The following is a 16,651-nucleotide window of genomic DNA, read 5'->3' as shown; positions in this document are numbered from 1 at the left end:
CCCACCACGATTGAATCCTACGGGTCCAGCACTTCGCTTCTCGGTTCGTAATTCTGCTGTTACGGCGAACACACCGGAACTGCGGTTAGGGTGGTGGAGGTAAACACACTCCCAAGACGACTTCGCGTCGTAGTGGGCCTTGTCTCTCCTCTTGAAAGGACCCCTGAATGGGCGTCAGCTTGACCAAAGGCGGCAATGTCTCTCTCACGAAGGAGGCCCCGAACCTGACTGCAGTGGTCGTCGGCCTGGGCTGGGACGCGCGTTCCACCACCGGAGCTGCTTTCGACCTCGACGCCAGCGCAATCGGCGCAGGCTCGAACAAGAAGGTCCTCTCCGACCAGCACTTCATCTTCTTCAACAACCTGCGTTCGCCCGACGGCTCGATCGAGCACAAGGGTGACAACACGGATGGCGAAGGCGAAGGCGACGACGAGCAGATCGACGTGAACCTCGCAGCGGTTCCCGCCGAGATCGAAAGCGTTGTCTTCCCCGTCTCGATCTACGACGCAGAGGCTCGCTCGCAGTCTTTCGGTCAGGTCCGCAACGCGTACATCCGCGTCGTCGACAAGGCGAACGGCAACGAGCTCGCTCGCTACGACCTCTCCGAGGACGCTTCCACCGAAACCGCCATGGTCTTCGGTGAGCTGTACCGCAACGGTGCAGAGTGGAAGTTCCGCGCAATCGGCCAGGGTTACGCATCCGGCCTGTCCGGCATCGCGCGCGATTACGGCGTCAACGTCTGATCTTCGCTCTCGACGAGCTGACTCGGGGAAGGTTCCGCAGTAGTCTGTGGAACCCTCCCCGTTTTCACGTTCGGATGCGGTGAGAGACCGCTTGCAGTAACCACTCTGCATTGACCAACTAGAAAGGGCCACGCTCCGTGGTACTGCGAATATTCGGTTTGTCCATCGCGATCTCCATCATCGCGATGATCGTCGCGTTCATCTACGGCGGACCAGAGGCACTGTTCCTCGTCATCATCCTGTCGATTCTGGAGATCTCGCTTTCCTTCGACAACGCCGTCATCAATGCGACCGTTCTGCGAAGAATGAGTGACTTCTGGCAGAAGATCTTCCTCACCATCGGCATCGTCATCGCCGTCTTCGGTATGCGTCTGGTGTTCCCGCTCGTGATCGTCTGGGCTGCTTCCGGGCTCGGACCCGTAGCTGCGCTCGACCTCGCGCTCAACCCGCCTGCCGACGACGCCGCGTACTTCGCCAACGGCGAGCCGAGCTACGAAACCATCCTCACCGACGCTCATCCGCAGATCGCCGCATTCGGTGGCATGTTCCTGCTGATGCTCTTCCTCGGCTTCATCTTCGAAGAGCGTGAGATCACCTGGCTGTCCTGGCTCGAGAAGCCCCTCGCTCGCATCGGCAAGCTCGATCAGCTCTCCGTCGTCGTGGCCGGCATCGTCCTGGTACTCAGTGGTTCCTTCCTCGCCGCTGACGACAAGGTTTCGACCGTCATGATCTCGGGCGTTCTGGGCATGATCACCTACATCGCGGTCAACGGATTGGGTGAACTGTTCAACTTGCCGGAAGAAGGCGAAGAAGGCGAAGAGGTGACCACCAAGTCCGGTGGTCCCACCGAATTCGCGAAGGCCACCGGCAAGGCCGGCTTCTTCCTGTTCCTCTACCTCGAGGTCCTCGACGCGTCCTTCTCCTTCGACGGCGTCATCGGCGCATTCGCCATCACGGCGGACCCGATCATCATCGCCCTCGGCCTTGGCTTCGTCGGCGCGATGTTCGTCCGTTCCATCACGGTCTTCCTGGTCCGCAAGGGCACGCTCTCCGATTACGTCTACCTCGAGCACGGTGCCCACTGGGCCATCGGCGCTCTGGCCGTCATCTTGATGGTGTCCATCGGCGTTCACATCAACGAGATCATCACCGGCCTCGTCGGTGTCTTCTTGATCGGCGCTGCTTTCATCAGCAGCCTCATTCGCAACAAGCGAATCGCGAAGGAAGATCCGAAGTTGGACGAGAACACTCCGGCAACTGTCTGACGTTCTTTCTCGAAACGCCCGCGACCCTTTTCGGTCGCGGGCGTTTTGTTTGCTATGCCTCAATTGAAACTTTCGGCATTCACAGCCGCGCGGCTAATGTTCAGCCGCGCGCCACATTCAGCCTGCGGCTGAACAATTGCCCTGCGGGTGCGAAACCGCACAAATTTTGAGCTACCCCTGCACAATCAGGAGGCGAAATCCGACTGTGCACAGCGATGAGGGGGAAATTCGTGGAAGATCAGTTTCTGTCCAAAGGCCAGAACATCGAGCTCCCCGACGAACTCGAACAGATCGACATCGTGATCACCTGGGACAACCCCGAATTCGGTGTCGACGCCTCGGCATTGCTTCTGGGTGCCGACGGAAAAGTCAGGTCCGACGCGGACTTCGTCTTTTACAACCAACAGGAATCTGCTGACGGCTCGGTTCGATACCTCGGCCGCCGCGAAGCCGAATCCGGCTCGCACGAGCGCCTCCTCGTACACCTCGCTACCGTGCCCGATCAGGTCGACGCGATCGCGTTGGTAGGCAGCGTCGACTCCGGTTCCTTCGGCGACCTCGGCAAACTTGCGCTCCAACTAGTTGATTCCGGCGGCTCTCCTATCGCCGAATACGTCACCGCCGACGCGTCCACCGAAACCGCATTCGTCTTCGGTCAGGTCTATCGGCGCAACGGGAAGTGGAAACTTCGTGCCATCGGCCAAGGTTGGGCTTCAGGACTCGCCGGGCTCGCCGAAGACTTCGGAGTCGACGTAAGCGAGGACGCCCCCAGCGAGGAGCCGGAGTCACCTGAGCTGGAGACGCCCCACCCGATATCGGAGCCAGAACCATCAGGCACCGGATCGTCAGGCACGGCACCGTCAGACATCGCACCGTCAGGCATAGCACCGTCAGACATCGAACTTACGACGCCGCCAAAGCCCGTACGACAACGAGGCGTTCGTACGGCGAAGCCCGTACCCAAGAAAGCCCCTCTACCCGAATTCAAGCACGCAGAGTCCGAGGCCTGGCAACGTGCACGACTCTTCTCGGTGATCGGCGTCGGAACCGGTGAGGAACAAGAACGACGCACCACGTCGGCGCTGGTCTCCACGATGCAGGCCGTTCCGCTGTTCGCCCGGGCGGTCTCGTCGCGCGTGGGTGCGCCGGCCGGCTCGTTCGAGGGATACGTCGAAGTTCCCTACGTCAAAGGTGAATCTCGGGTGATCCCGGATGCGGTGTGGCGCATCGCCCGCGGAAGCCGACTCTGGACCGGCTTGCTGGAGGCAAAGACTGGAGCAGGCACCCATACCCGAGAGCAGCTCGAAAACTATCTCGACGTCGCCAAGAAGAACAAGTACGACGTCGTGATCAGCCTGTCCAACGACTTGCCTGCCGGCGCCGGCGAACTACCGGTCGAGGTGGACAAGCGAAAGCTCACCAAAGTCGCGCTGCGGCATCTCTCCTGGGCAGAAGTCATCCACGAGGCGCGGATGGTGCTCTCGCACGGCGGAATCGACAACCCACTGCAGGGTTGGATTCTCAGCGAGTTTCTCCGGTATATCGAACATCCCAAGTCCGGGGCCGAGGAGTTCGTCGACATGGGTCGCCATTGGGTATCGATACGCGATTCCGTCAGCGCCGGGACTCTACGTTCTGGAGATCCGAAGGCAGCGGCCGTCGCTCAGTCGTGGATCGCGCTTGCACGGAATCTTGCGCTGCGGTTCACCGCTGATCTCGGTGTCGTCGTCAAACATGTGTTGCCCCGCCGGGTAGTCAACGACGCTGAAGCGCGTACCGCGCTGACAGTCAACGAATTGGCGAACGACGGCACCTTCAGCGCCACCCTCCGAATCCCCGACGCTGCCGGAGAATTACGGGTTACTGCTGATTTGAGAACCAACAAAGTGAGCTGCAGTACAACGGTTTCCGCTCCTGACGAAGGTACCGCGGGAAAACGGGTAACTTGGGCTTTGCGTCAATTGAAAAACGCACCCGAGGACTTGTTGGTCGAAGCGTTGTTCACCGGTCCTGCCTCGTCCACATGCGAGACTCTTACATCGGCTCGTGCAACACCTCGCCTACTGACGGACGGACAAGGCGGTCAACTCAGTTCGTTCGTACTGACGCAATCCTTCGCCCTTGGCAGCAAGCGTTCGGGCACTGCTGCGAGTTTCATCAGCAGCGTCACCAGTTCGGCTGAGATGTTCTACTCCGAAGTCGTTCAACCGCTGCGTGAATGGGTCCCCGCCGCCCCCAAGGCCTCCGACTTCCCCCGAGAAGAACAAGCCGACGACGAAGACTAGCCATGGACGAAATAGTCATAGACCGCGCAACCGATGAGGACGCCGCGGAAATCCTTGTTCTACAACGCTGTTGCTGGGTTTCGGAAGCAATCTCCAACAACAGCATGGACATTCCCCCACTCCACGAGGACCTTCCCACGGTCCGGGCCTGGGTTGAGGAGTCGACTGTCTGGACCGCACGACGCAGCGGCAGGCTCGTCGGGGCCGTTCGAGGCACAGCGGACGGAACTGCTTGGCAGATAGGCCGTCTCATGGTGGCACCGGACTTGGCGGGTAACGGCCTCGGCCGGCGCCTCCTGCAGCACGTGGAACAGAATGCTCCGGCGCACATCACCAGTTTCGGATTGTTCACCGGAAGTAAGAGCGTCCGGAACATTCGCTTGTACTCCCTGGCGGGTTACGTGCAGTTGCCGCCGGACCCCAACCACATCCCCGGAGTTGTCTACTTGTCGAAGCCGAACGTCGCGGTCTCCGACTGAACGGCGATACTGATTTGTGTGGTGAACATTCGCGTCGCAGCACAGACGGACTTGCCGTTCTTACGTGAGCATGACTCGCACGTCGCAGCCGAGGAACTCACGTCCGTGGTCCAACGCGGTCGGGTGCTCCTCGCTGAGCACAATGGCGAAGCGGTCGGGTGGCTGCGCTGGGGCTTGTTCTGGGACGAAATTCCGTTCATGAACATGCTGACCGTCCTGTCTTCTCACCGCAGCCAGGGCACCGGACGCGCCTTGGTCACATATTGGGAAAAACAGATGAACCATGCGGGATATTCGAGAGTTCTCACCTCCACCCTCTCCGACGAGTCAGCCCAGAACTTCTATCGCGCAATGGGATACATCGACGCCGGAGTCTTGTTACTCCCGGACGAATCCTCCGAGATCTTCCTGCGGCGAGACCTCGAGACTGTGCCCGATCTGCCCGATCCCCACATTACCCGCGAGTAATATATGGTGGTCGTCACACCGCGATCTCAGGGTGGGGCGTGGCACACCAACGTGGAGGACGAGTATGTCGTCAAGGGTCTTATCTCGCGCAGTTGTCGGAGTACTCGCGCTCGCACTGACAGGCGTCGGCGCACCGGTAGCGCTCGCGCAGCCAGCCCTTGCCAAGTCCCCCGATGACGGTTTCTACAGCTACGACGGCGCGGCACCCCTCTCGTCGTACGCCCCGGGTGCGGTCCTCGAGACTCGCACCGTGCCGTACACCGTGCTCAACGTCCCGACCCCGATACAGGCAGTGCAGGTTCTCTATCGCTCGACCGACGCCCTCGGTCAGCCGTCCGCCAACGTCACCTCGATCTTGCGCCCGGCCAACGCCCAACCGAACAAAGTTGTTTCGTACCAGTCCTTTTACGATTCGCTGAACCCCGACGACAGTCCGTCGCGGGCCATCGCGGGTAACACCCCGATCGGTGACTGGACTCCCAGCGGACGCAACTTCAACATCGGCGGAACCTTCACGAGCATCGAAGCGGCTCTGTTCGGGCCGCTCTTCGCACTGGGCTACACGATCGTCGTCCCGGACACCGAGGGCCCGGATGCGAACTTCGCTGCCGGACCCGAATACGGGATGATGACGCTCGACGCTCTGCGTGCCGCTCGCGATGTCCCGGAAACCGGAATAACCGACGACGCCGAGATCGCGCTGATGGGGTACTCCGGCGGAGCGATCGCCACCAACTGGGCTTCGATCCTCGCTCCCGCGTACGCACCGGAGATCAACGACAACTTGATCGGTGCCGCGCAGGGCGGCGTGCTGGTCAATCCGGCCAACAACCTTCGCTACGCGAGCGGAAGCATCGGGTGGGGCGGCGTTGTCGGCATGGCAGTTGTCGGCGTTGCGCGTTCGTACGACATCGATTTCGGGAAGTATCTCAGCGACCGTGGACGCGACGTCATGGCTCGACTCGAAGACGCGTCCATCGGCAATGTGCTGGCGCAATACCCCGGACTGACCTGGCAGGATCTGGTCAAACCCGAGTACGCCGATCCCAATACGGTTCCCGAGTACGTCGATGTCGTGAACAAGATCAACATGGGCACCGCGGCGACACCGACCATTCCGATGTTCATCGCGCAGGCAGCCAACGGCACCATCGAGGGCACCCAACCCGGCGGCCCCGGTGTCGGAGCAGGAGACGGCGTCATGATCACGGGCGATGTCCGCACCCTCGCACGCAAGTACTGCGACGCCGGCCTGGCGATTCAGTACGACCAGTACGACACCATCAGCCACTTCCTCGGCGCCATGCTCTGGCTCCCCGGTGCGCTCGCTTGGGTCGACGACCGATTGAACGGCAAGCCTGCACCGTCCAACTGCGCGAACATCGCACCGGGGAACTCTCTTGCGCCGCAGGAACATGCGCGCTAACTGACCGAGACATTTACTTCGATGGTTCCACCTCCCACCGAACGTGAGTCACCAACGGTTCCAGGCTCAAGCGGCTGACGGCGGATTCCAGGAGTCCGTCGTCACGCTCCGCGGCAGCCAGTTCGGCCACCACCCGCACGCGGTCGCTGTCCGGGATATCGAAGGACTGCACTGACCGCAGTTGAAACTCCGGCCTCGAAATGGACTGCACGGTAAGCCCTCTGATGTGAGCTTCGGCGTCACCGTGGCAAGTCACCTCGAAGGTGTAGTCCGCAGGCGGTTCCTCGCGTCCGGTGCGCGCAGGCTGGTGATCCATCATCCGGCCCAACGGCCTCAACAGCGTGTTCGCCAACATGATTGCACCGGCACCGAACACTGCGACCCAGTACATTCCGCCGCCGGCCAGTGCCCCGACGGCGGCCGTGGCCCACAGAGTTGCGGCGGTGTTCAGGCCGGTGACCGAGGCCCCCTGCTTCATGATCACTCCGGCGCCGAGAAAACCGATCCCGGAGACGATCTGCGCCGCGACGCGCGTCGGATCAGCGTCCGGCCCCTGAAACCCGTACGCGCCCATGATGACGAAGAGCGTCGCACCCAAGCTCACCAACGCGTTGGTTCGCAGACCCGCCATCCTTGCGCGCCATTGCCTTTCGATCCCGACGGCAGCGCCGAGGACGAGCCCGAGCGCAATCCGCACAAGGATGACGTGAATTTCCACGGTGAACTCCTAGAGCCAGGTCGCGAATCGACGGATGAACATTCCCTTGGCCACCTGCGTGACGATGCAGTATGCCGCGAGAGTGAGGACCAGCCACGGGAAGTAGTTCCACGGCAGTGAAACCAACCCGAGGGAATGACCCCAGGACGTGAACGGAAACACCAGCGCGAAGACGCAGGCGGCGCCCGTGCTGAGCAGTACCGGCAGCGATGCACGCGACTGGATGAACGGGATCTTGCGGGTGCGGATCATGTGAACGATCAGCGTCTGCGAAATCAATGACTCGATGAACCAACCAGATTGGAACAGAGCTGCATGCTCGGGAGAGTTGGCAGCGAACACGAACCACATCAGCGCAAACGTCGAGATGTCGAAGATCGAACTGATCGGGCCTATGAACACCATGAACCGGCGCAGGCTCTTGGTCTCCCACTTCCGCGGCTTCGCGAGGAAGTCGTCGTCGACGCGGTCCCACGGGATCGTGAGCATCGAGAGATCGTAGATCAGGTTCTGCAACAACAGAACTACGGGAATCATGGGGATGAACGGCAGCAAGGCGCTGGCGACGAGCACCGAGAAGACGTTCCCGAAATTCGACGACGCAGTCATCTTGATGTACTTCTGGATGTTTCCGAAGGTACGACGCCCTTCGATGACTCCTTGTTCGAGTACACCGAGGTCCTTCTCCAGCAAGATGATGTCCGCGGATTCGCGGGCGATATCCGCTGCGGTGTCGACGGAGATGCCGACGTCCGCCGCGCGCAGTGCGGGTGCGTCGTTGACACCGTCGCCGAGGAAGCCGACCGTGTGGCCGACTCGGCGCAGCGATTCGACAATGCGTGCCTTCTGCATCGGATCCGTCTTTGCGAAGACAGTTGTCCGTTGCACCAAATCGTCGAGGGCCTCGTCGCTCAACGCTTCGATCTCGGCGCCGGATACAACAGTTCCCACGTCGATACCGACTTTGCCGCAGACGGTTTCGGCCACCAGTTCGTTGTCACCCGTCACTACCTTGACGGCGACGCCATGGCTCGCGAGCGCTTCGATCGCCCCAGCCGCAGATTCCTTCGGCGGGTCGAGGAAGGCAAGCAACCCGACCAGGGTCATGCCTTCTTCGTCGGCAGTGGAGTATTCCCGTCGCTGCTCGTCGACAACGACCTTGGTCGCCACCGCAAGCACTCGCTTTCCCTGACCGTTCAGTTCCGCGACCAGTCGATCGACTCGGGCCAGCCAGCCTGGTGTCAGCTGGTGAGCTACTCCATCCAGCTCCACCGATTCACAGACCGAAAGGAGCTCTTCCACTGCGCCTTTCGTGACGATCAGATCACCGTCGCCGTGATCGACCACCACGGACAGGCGACGACGCTTGAAGTCGAAGGGAATCTCGTCCACCAACCCGTGCCGACGCGAGATCTCCTCGAGTACTTCAGGACCGGCAGCCTCGATAACTGCGTCGTCGAGAAGACTGCGCAGTCCGGTCTGATTCACGGAATTGATCGCTGCGAGCCGCAACACGTCCTCGGATTTACGTCCGGCAGTGTCCAGATGCTCACCGAGAACGATACGGTCCTCGGTCAGAGTTCCGGTCTTGTCCGTGCACAGAACGTCCATGGCGCCGAAGTTCTGAATCGCGTTGATCTGCTTGACGATCACCTTCTTGCGCGACATGTGCAGCGCGCCCTTGGCCAGATTCGCAGTCACGATGAGCGGCAACATTTCCGGTGTCAACCCCACCGCGGTTGCGACACCGAAGAGTAGTGCTTGGCTCCAGTCCTTGGTCAGTCCGTTGATGATGAACACCGCGGGGACCATGATCAGCATGAACTTGATCAGCAGGTAGCTGACGCTGCGCACTCCGACGTCGAAGCTGGTTTCGGGTCGCTTGGACGCCAATTGTGCTGTCATGGCACCGAAGTAGGTGCGCCTGCCGGTGTGAACCGCGACAGCGGTCCCGCTGCCCGACACGACGGAAGTACCCATGAATCCGATGTTCTCGGCTTCGAGCAGTCGATCGACGTCGATCCCCGAGGATGGTTCTGCAGACTTCTCGGCCGGCATCGATTCACCGCTGAGCATGGACTGATTGATCTGTAGATCCTTGGCCCGGATGATGCGGACATCGGCCGGGATCATGTCGCCGGCGGCAAGCTGGACTACATCACCTGGCAGTAGTTGCTCGATCGGAATCTCCGCCGTGACCACGGTGTTGTTGATCTTGCGGGTGGCCGCGACTGTTGTCGTCACCATTGCCTTGAGCGCCTCGGCGGCGCGGCTCGAGCGGTATTCCTGCCAGAACCTCAGGGACACACTGACAAAGATCATCAACCCGAGGGTGATGATGCCCTCGTAGGAAGGTCCGTCTTCCGGGTCCGCCCACACCACGTCGGTCGCGACCATGATCAGGGCGAGGAACACCAGGATCAGGATGAACGGGTTCTTGAACGCCCCCGCGAACTGCACGATTGCCGGGGTCGGGCGGTCGTGGCGGACGTCGTTGCGCCCGTATTGCCGGCGAAGATCGTCGATCTGATCGTCACGAAGCCCGTTGGTCGTCGTGGTCAGATCTGCGAGAACGGTGCGCGTGTCCGAGGTCGAGTAGTCGACCAATTCCTGTGCGCTTTCCTTTGCCAGGACTGTTGAATGTGTTTGTTGTGCACTGTTTCTCGTGGGCCGCGGCCGCAATGCGAGAACGGAAAATGACATGACGAATCTCCTCGGCTGCCCGAACGCATCAGACCATGTCAGTGCATCAGGGCAGCAGAATGCGCTGAACGACAATGGAAGTCGTCAGCGGACGCGGCAAAGCCGCGCAGATGAAACCGAGGGTGCAAAAAGGTCAGAGGCTGAGCGAAAGACCGGGGCGAGCACCGTCGGTAAGTACAGAAGGATGGGTCGGATATCGACTCGGCGGGTCGTCCACGATGGTCACCTCCTGAAAGTTCGGGGCGTCCGTTGACGCCACACGATTGCATGCGCACAGCACACGCCAGGAGAACCGAATATCGACGTACTCTCGCCTTCGCCGGAAGAAACCGGCATCAAGCTGCGAAAACACCTCCACGTCCGAGTTTTGGCACTGCACGACGTGTCCCGATCCAAACCGGGAAGCCACTTTGGATCACCCCTTAAGCCGGGGAGATCTGTCCTAACCTTGGGCGTCTCTCGACGTCGTGAGATCAGTGGCCTGTGTTCGTGCAGAAGCCTCACCTAACGAGGTACTGCACCCAGAGGGTAGTTCTCAAATCTGTTGCCTGTCAACCGAGCAACTCAGACGGCGGGCAATCCCGCCCGTGCGACGGCACCGGCGAAGAGTGCCGTCACAGCGGCGCCCATCACGCTCTGGTCAACTTCTTCCGGATCCACGGAGTGCTCGAGAACGAGCCCGGATATCAAGGCCATCAACGAGATTGCGGTGGTCCGCACATCGAAGGACTCGTCCACTCCCCACTCCCGGGCACGTTCGCCGATCAACTCCACGAGCTGACTGCGTAAGTGGCGACGCTCACGAAAGTACGCCTGAGCGATCTGCGGATCACGTCCGGCGAGGACTCCGAATTCGAGGACGAGCAGTGACCACCCCGGATCGTCGACCATCCACGTTGCAATGGCCTCACCACCTTTGCCCGCCGCATCCGCCGGGTTCATGCCGGCAATCTCGGCGAGTACGCGGCCGGCCAGTTCGAGAGACCGTTGCGCAAACAGTTCAGCGAACAGACCTTGTTTCGACTCGAAGTTGGAGTAGACAGCGCCCTTGGTGAAGCCCGCGCGGCGAGCAACTTCAGTGAGACGTGCAGCACTGAATCCGCGCTCGGCAAACTCTTCCGCTGCAGCGTCGAGCAGTCTTTGCCGCACCACGTCACGTCCGGGGCGGGTTACCGGAGTCCAGTCCGGTTGACGAGATTCAGTCACGATACCTAGAGTATTCAATACCTCGGGTATTGACAAGCTCTTTACTTTCGACAAGATCAGGACTCTTCGTGACCACTACGCATCCGGCACACGCCGCACCAGACAACAGCTCCACCCACGACGAACACCACCATGACAATCTGCTGGTGAAATACGGCGCACCCAAGGTGATGGCCGCGCTGTTCGTCGGTGTGCTTCTGCTGCAGATGGGCTTCATCCTCAGCTACGTCGCTGCCTTCCATCAGCCGACTCCGCGAGACATCGAAATCGCGGTCATCGCCGATCAGGGCACGCCCGACGGCATGGATCAGCAGATCGCCGACAAACTCAACGCCATCGACGGCAGCCCGCTCGACGCTCAGGTGGTCGACAGCACGGCGACCGCTCGCCGCATGATCAACGACCGCGAGATCCAGGGCGCCTTTGTCATCAACCCGGCCGGACCGGACACCCTGATCACCGCGAGCGCGGGCGGCAGTTCCATCGCGACGTCACTCGAAGCGGTGTTCACGAAGGTCGAGGCAACGCAGGACCGACAGTTCGTCGTCCGCGACGAGATCCCCGTCGGAGCGCACGACAACCGCGGCCTCTCCGGCTTCTACCTCTCGGTCGGCTGGGTCGTCGGCGGTTATCTCCTTGCGGCAGCCATCGGACTGTTCATCGGTGCGCCGAAGACGCTCCGACAGGCAAGCGCACACACGGGCGTGATCGCGATCTACTCGGTCATCTCGGGAGCCCTCGGCGCCCTCATCACCTCGCACGTACTCGGAACCTTCGCCGGCCACTGGTTCCCGCTCTGGATCCTGGGAACAGCCGTGGTGTTCGGCACCGCCATGTTCACACTCGGATTGCGCGCGGCCATCGGCGTTCTGGCAGTCCCGCTGGCTATCGCCGTCTTCGTGATCCTCGGCAATCCCAGTGCGGGAGGCGCATTCGGCTCCAACGTGATTCCCTCGTTCTACGCCGCAATCGGCCGATGGATCACACCCGGCGCCGGCACCGAGGGCGTCCGGAGCATCGTCTACTTCAACAACGTCGGCGTCGGTCAGCCTGCCCTGACGCTCTTCCTGTACGCGCTGATCGGTGCGGTCATGCTGTTCGGCTTCACGATCCGTCGTAACCGAAAGTCCACCGACACGACGCCGACTCCAGCTGTGGCGAACGCCGACTAGTCCTAGTCTGAACTCATGACGAGCCTCCTCCACCCCAACGCCTCGCACGTCGCCGAAACACTGATCTCGCGGGGTCACCACGGCGTCATCGTCACGCAGCCCGACGCCACGCACACCGCGGCCGAGGCAGCGGCGGCAGTTGGGGTGGAGGTAGGCGCGATCACCAAGTCACTGGTGTTCCTTCTCGACGACGATCCGGTCCTGCTGCTGGTCTCCGGCGCACATCAGGTCAACCTGAAGGCCACCGGCGAACGCCTCGAAGGCAAGCTCACGCGGGCGCCGCTGGAAATGGCGAAGTCCGCGACGGGCCAGCCGATCGGTGGGGTCGCTCCGCTCGGGCATCCCACCAATCTGCCCACGTACATCGATACCGCCCTCGAGCAGTACCCCGAATTGTGGGCAGCCGCCGGGCACCCCAACACGGTCTTTCGCACGACGTACTCCGAACTCCTCCGAATCACCGCCGGCCTCGCCGTCGACATGGACTGAAGCACTTCAGCCAACCCGGTCCGAAACCACTCAGACGTGCGTCCACCTATAGTTGGACGCACCATGTGCACTGCAACAAGGACCCCGGCCGGCAACCACTGGCGACGACGGCACGTAGATCTGTGCCGCACCGACGCATGTCTGTGTATGCCGAGCGCAGTCACCTCGACCACACCGCACACCTCGAGTTCCAGCCGGAGAGTTCCCGTTGTCTGACAAGCCGAATGCCGTTTCCAGCCACACCACCCCCGACGTCCCCGAAGTAGCGTCGACGCCCGAGTTGTCCACCGGTATCTGCGCCGGCGACTACCGCGCAGCGCTTCGCCGCCACCCCGCCGGTGTCACCGTCGTGACCCTCGATTCGGGTACCGGCCCGGTGGGTTTCACCGCCACCTCGTTCTCGTCCGTCTCCCTCGAGCCGCCGCTCGTCTCGTTCAACATCGCGGAGACGTCGTCGAGCATCAACGCACTCAAGGCAGCCGAGTCCTTGGTGATCCACCTTCTCGGCGAACATCAGCAACATCTGGCCCAGCGCTTTGCGCGTAGTGCCGATCAGCGTTTTGCAGACGAGTCGCTGTGGGCGGTACTCGACACCGGGGAACCGGTTCTGCACGGCACCCCCAGTTGGATGCGCGTCAAGGTCGACCAGCTGATCCCCGTCGGCGATCACACGCTGGTCATCGGACTTGTCACCCGAGTTCATGCCGAAGAGGACGACGAATCCGCTGCCGCACCCCTGCTCTACCACGAGGGCAAGTACTACCGCCCGACTCCGTTAGGTCAGTAGACAACTGTGCGCCTTTATTAACCGCCCGCGGTTAATAAAGGCGCACAGCAAGTTAGAGCGCTACGTACTTGGTATCGAGGTACTCGTCGATACCCTCGGTTCCGCCTTCACGACCGAAGCCCGATTCCTTGACGCCACCGAACGGTGCCGCAGCATCGGAGATCGCGCCGCGGTTGACGCCCACCATGCCGGTATCCAGCTTGGCCGAGACACGCATCGCACGGTCGATGTCGCGGGTGTAGAAGTACGCCACGAGACCGTATTCGGTGTTGTTCGCAGCCGCGATCGCCTCGTCTTCGGTGTCGAAACCGACCACTGCCGCAACGGGTCCGAAGATCTCTTCCTTCAGCAGGCGCGCATCGGCGGGCACCTGATCGAGGACCGTCGGGGTGAAGAAGAAGCCGGGGCCTTCGGGTGCCGATCCACCGGTGCGAACGCGAGCGCCCTTGGACACGGCGTCGTCGACGAGTCCGGTGACGGTTGCGAGTTGCTTGGTGTTGATCAGCGGGCCGATGTTGGTGCCCTCGGCGTCACCGGCGCCTACCTTCAGGGCCGCAACCTTGGCGGTGAACTTGTCGGTGAACTCCTCGCGCACCGAGTTGGCGACGTAGATGCGGTTGGCCGCGGTGCAGGCCTCGCCGCCGTTGCGCATCTTCGCGAGCATTGCGCCGTCGACAGCCGCGTCGATGTCGGCGTCGTCGAAGACGATGAACGGTGCATTGCCACCGAGTTCCATCGACGTGCGGAGCAGCTTGTCAGCAGCATTGCGCACCAACAGCTTTCCGACGCCCGTGGAGCCGGTGAACGTGACCTTGCGCAGACGCGCATCTTCCATCAACGGTCCGCTGATGGAAGCCGCGTCGGAGGTCGGGAGAATCGAGAGCACACCGTCGGGCAGACCCGCGTCGGCAAACACCTGGCCGAGAAGCTGCATGGTCAGCGGCGTGTCCTCGGCGGGCTTGACGATGATCGTGCAACCGGCAGCGAGCGCCGGTCCGATCTTGCGCGTGCCCATGGCGAGCGGGAAGTTCCACGGGGTGATCGCGAGGACCGGTCCAACGGCTTCCTTGGTGACCAGGATGCGGCCGTTGCCGGCCGGAGCCTGCGTGAAACGGCCACCGATGCGGACCGCTTCCTCGCTGAACCAGCGCAGGAATTCGCCGCCGTAGTTGACCTCACCGCGGCTCTCTGCCAACGACTTACCCATTTCCAAGGTCATCATCAGCGCGAAGTCCTCGGCGCGGGCGTGCAGCAATTCGAAGGCGGTGCGCAGGATCTCGCCGCGTACACGTGCCGGGGTAGCCGCCCAGTCTTCCTGCGCCGCAGCGGCGAGGTCGAGCGCGCGGATACCGTCGGCAGCGGTGGCGTCGGCTACCTGGGCGAGTTCCTCACCCGTTGCCGGGTTGTAGACCGCGAAGGTCTTCTCGGCCGGGACGAGCTTGCCGCCGAGCCAGAGACCCTGGGGTACCGAGTCGAGAAGATCCGAGACGTTGGACATGTCAGTTCCCCTGTGCTGCAGAGCGGATGGCGGTCTCGAGAACGGTCAACGCGTCGTCGAGCAGCTCCTCGGAGATGACCAGCGGCGGGAGCAGACGGATGACGTTGCCGTAGGTACCGCAGGTGAGGATCACGACGCCGGCAGCGAGGCACTCGGCGGCGATCTTCTTGGTGATGTCGGCGTCCGGCTCCTGCCCACCGGGCTTGACCAGCTCGATGGCGAGCATGGCGCCGCGACCGCGAACGTCACCGATGACGTCGAGTTCCTTTGCCAGTGCGTTCATTCGGCCGACGACGGTCGATTCGATGGTGCGCGCACGGCCGCAGAGGTCGAGCTCACGCATCTGATCGATGGATGCCAGTGCAGCGGCGCAGGCGACGGGGTTCCCGCCGTAGGTGCCACCGAGGCCGCCGGGGTGGACGGCGTCGATGAGCTCGGCGCGACCCGTGACAGCGGCGAGCGGCATGCCGCCGGCGATGCCCTTGGCGAGCGTGACCAGGTCGGGGACGATGCCCTCGTGATCGCTGGCGAACCAGGCGCCGGTACGAGCGAAGCCTGCCTGAACCTCGTCGGCGATGAAGACGACGCCGTTCTCCTTGGCCCACGCGACGAGCGTCGGGAGGAATCCTTCTGCGGGAACGATGAATCCGCCCTCGCCCTGAATGGGCTCGATGAGGATCGCGGCCGTGTTGGCGGCGCCGACCTGCTTCTCGATCATCGTGATGGCGCGCTGTGCGGCCTGCTCACCGGTGATCTTGGAGCCGTCGACATTGAGGCCCTCGCGGTACGGGTAGGACATCGGGACGCGGTAGACCTCGGGGGCGAACGGACCGAAGCCGCTCTTGTACGGCATGGACTTCGAGGTCAGCGCCATCGTGAGGTTGGTGCGGCCGTGGTACGCGTGGTCGAAGACGACGACTGCGTCGCGACCGGTCGCGTGACGGGCAATCTTGACGGCGTTCTCGACGGCTTCTGCGCCGGAGTTGAACAGCACGGAACGCTTCTCGTGGTCACCGGGGGTGAGTTCGGCGAGACGCTCGGCGACCTCGATGTAGCCCTCGTACGGAGCGACCATGAAACAGGTGTGGGTGAAGTGCGCGACCTGATCCTGAACTGCGGACACGACGGCCGGGTTGGAGGCGCCGACGCTGGTCACGGCAATACCGGCACCGAGGTCGATCAGCGAGTTGCCGTCGACGTCGACGATGACTCCACCGTCTGCGTCGGCGACGTAGACCGGGAGGGTGGATGCGACGCCTGCGCCGACGACCTTCTTACGACGTTCGGCGAGCGCAGCCGAGCGCGGGCCCGGGAACTCCGTGACGATGCGACGCTCCTGCGGAAGCCGGTATTCGATTGCACTCATGTGACCACCCTCTCGGTTGTGTATTGCATTCGAGTATGCGACGCGC

The 16,651-nt window shown here is 62.2% G+C and carries 14 protein-coding genes and 1 riboswitch; of the genes, 9 read left to right on the top strand and 5 right to left on the bottom strand.

The window, feature by feature from the left end; translation table 11 throughout:
* Positions 1–167 precede the first annotated feature (167 nt).
* From ACFT1A_RS18240 to ACFT1A_RS18215, 6 genes are all read left to right on the top strand, one after another.
* Positions 168–743 carry a TerD family protein gene (locus ACFT1A_RS18240; RefSeq protein ID WP_020906049.1) on the top strand — a complete coding sequence of 192 codons (576 nt, stop codon included), beginning with the start codon at positions 168–170 and terminating at the stop codon, positions 741–743.
* A 137-nt stretch (positions 744–880) separates the two neighbouring features.
* On the top strand, positions 881–2,008 hold the full coding sequence (locus ACFT1A_RS18235; RefSeq protein ID WP_378448114.1) for a DUF475 domain-containing protein: 1,128 nt from the start codon (positions 881–883) through the stop codon (positions 2,006–2,008).
* A gap of 230 nt (positions 2,009–2,238) precedes the next feature.
* The gene (locus ACFT1A_RS18230) at positions 2,239–4,293 is read left to right on the top strand and encodes a TerD family protein (protein ID WP_378448113.1); all 2,055 of its coding nucleotides are present in this window, start codon (positions 2,239–2,241) and stop codon (positions 4,291–4,293) included.
* 2 nt (positions 4,294–4,295) lie between these two features.
* The gene (locus tag ACFT1A_RS18225; RefSeq protein ID WP_378448112.1) at positions 4,296–4,772 is read left to right on the top strand and encodes a GNAT family N-acetyltransferase; all 477 of its coding nucleotides are present in this window, start codon (positions 4,296–4,298) and stop codon (positions 4,770–4,772) included.
* An 18-nt stretch (positions 4,773–4,790) separates the two neighbouring features.
* Positions 4,791–5,240, top strand: a complete 450-nt coding sequence (locus tag ACFT1A_RS18220; protein ID WP_378448111.1) for a GNAT family N-acetyltransferase — start codon at positions 4,791–4,793, stop codon at positions 5,238–5,240.
* A 64-nt stretch (positions 5,241–5,304) separates the two neighbouring features.
* Positions 5,305–6,666, top strand: a complete 1,362-nt coding sequence (locus ACFT1A_RS18215) for a lipase family protein (protein WP_378448110.1) — start codon at positions 5,305–5,307, stop codon at positions 6,664–6,666.
* A 13-nt stretch (positions 6,667–6,679) separates the two neighbouring features.
* Here ACFT1A_RS18215 and ACFT1A_RS18210 read toward each other — a convergent pair whose 3' ends face one another.
* The 3 genes from ACFT1A_RS18210 to ACFT1A_RS18200 form a co-directional block, all read right to left on the bottom strand.
* Positions 6,680–7,384, bottom strand: a complete 705-nt coding sequence (locus ACFT1A_RS18210; RefSeq protein WP_003941187.1) for an MgtC/SapB family protein — start codon at positions 7,382–7,384, stop codon at positions 6,680–6,682.
* A gap of 9 nt (positions 7,385–7,393) precedes the next feature.
* Positions 7,394–10,087, bottom strand: a complete 2,694-nt coding sequence (gene mgtA, locus ACFT1A_RS18205; RefSeq protein ID WP_378448109.1) for a magnesium-translocating P-type ATPase — start codon at positions 10,085–10,087, stop codon at positions 7,394–7,396.
* Between the two features lie 345 nt (positions 10,088–10,432).
* Positions 10,433–10,606: riboswitch (M-box (ykoK) riboswitch) on the bottom strand.
* A 45-nt stretch (positions 10,607–10,651) separates the two neighbouring features.
* Entirely contained in the window at positions 10,652–11,293 is a 642-nt protein-coding gene (locus ACFT1A_RS18200) for a TetR family transcriptional regulator (protein ID WP_378448108.1), read from the bottom strand.
* Positions 11,294–11,361: 68 nt separating this feature from the next.
* Here ACFT1A_RS18200 and ACFT1A_RS18195 point away from each other — a divergent pair, with 68 nt between their 5' ends.
* The 3 genes from ACFT1A_RS18195 to dszD all read left to right on the top strand — a co-directional run bounded on the left by ACFT1A_RS18195 (position 11,362) and on the right by dszD (position 13,741).
* Complete coding sequence (locus tag ACFT1A_RS18195) at positions 11,362–12,465, top strand: hypothetical protein (RefSeq protein ID WP_378448107.1); 1,104 nt, start codon at positions 11,362–11,364, stop codon at positions 12,463–12,465.
* A gap of 15 nt (positions 12,466–12,480) precedes the next feature.
* Entirely contained in the window at positions 12,481–12,954 is a 474-nt protein-coding gene (locus ACFT1A_RS18190; RefSeq protein ID WP_003941167.1) for a YbaK/EbsC family protein, read from the top strand.
* A gap of 208 nt (positions 12,955–13,162) precedes the next feature.
* On the top strand, positions 13,163–13,741 hold the full coding sequence (gene dszD, locus ACFT1A_RS18185; RefSeq protein WP_378448106.1) for an NADH:FMN oxidoreductase DszD: 579 nt from the start codon (positions 13,163–13,165) through the stop codon (positions 13,739–13,741).
* 52 nt (positions 13,742–13,793) lie between these two features.
* Here dszD and ACFT1A_RS18180 read toward each other — a convergent pair whose 3' ends face one another.
* Both ACFT1A_RS18180 and gabT read right to left on the bottom strand, forming a co-directional pair.
* Positions 13,794–15,239 carry an NAD-dependent succinate-semialdehyde dehydrogenase gene (locus ACFT1A_RS18180; RefSeq protein WP_378448105.1) on the bottom strand — a complete coding sequence of 482 codons (1,446 nt, stop codon included), beginning with the start codon at positions 15,237–15,239 and terminating at the stop codon, positions 13,794–13,796.
* Position 15,240: 1 nt separating this feature from the next.
* A complete protein-coding gene (gabT, locus tag ACFT1A_RS18175) occupies positions 15,241–16,605 on the bottom strand; it encodes a 4-aminobutyrate--2-oxoglutarate transaminase (RefSeq protein ID WP_378448104.1) in 1,365 nt (454 codons plus the stop codon).
* Between the last annotated feature and the right edge of the window lie 46 nt (positions 16,606–16,651).

Origin of the sequence: Rhodococcus sp. NPDC057135, from assembly GCF_042670865.1 — a bacterium.
In the GTDB taxonomy this organism is placed as follows: Bacteria; Actinomycetota; Actinomycetes; order Mycobacteriales; family Mycobacteriaceae; genus Rhodococcus_F.
This window is presented reverse-complemented; position numbering and strand designations above follow the sequence as displayed.

Coding starts and splice junctions, on each gene's coding strand:
- ACFT1A_RS18180 (WP_378448105.1), bottom strand. CDS start 15,239: ATGTCCAACGTCTCGGATCTTCTCGACTCGGTACCCCAGGGTCTCTGG.
- ACFT1A_RS18190 (WP_003941167.1), top strand. CDS start 12,481: ATGACGAGCCTCCTCCACCCCAACGCCTCGCACGTCGCCGAAACACTG.
- gabT (WP_378448104.1), bottom strand. CDS start 16,605: ATGAGTGCAATCGAATACCGGCTTCCGCAGGAGCGTCGCATCGTCACG.
- ACFT1A_RS18215 (WP_378448110.1), top strand. CDS start 5,305: ATGTCGTCAAGGGTCTTATCTCGCGCAGTTGTCGGAGTACTCGCGCTC.
- ACFT1A_RS18240 (WP_020906049.1), top strand. CDS start 168: ATGGGCGTCAGCTTGACCAAAGGCGGCAATGTCTCTCTCACGAAGGAG.
- ACFT1A_RS18225 (WP_378448112.1), top strand. CDS start 4,296: ATGGACGAAATAGTCATAGACCGCGCAACCGATGAGGACGCCGCGGAA.
- mgtA (WP_378448109.1), bottom strand. CDS start 10,087: ATGTCATTTTCCGTTCTCGCATTGCGGCCGCGGCCCACGAGAAACAGT.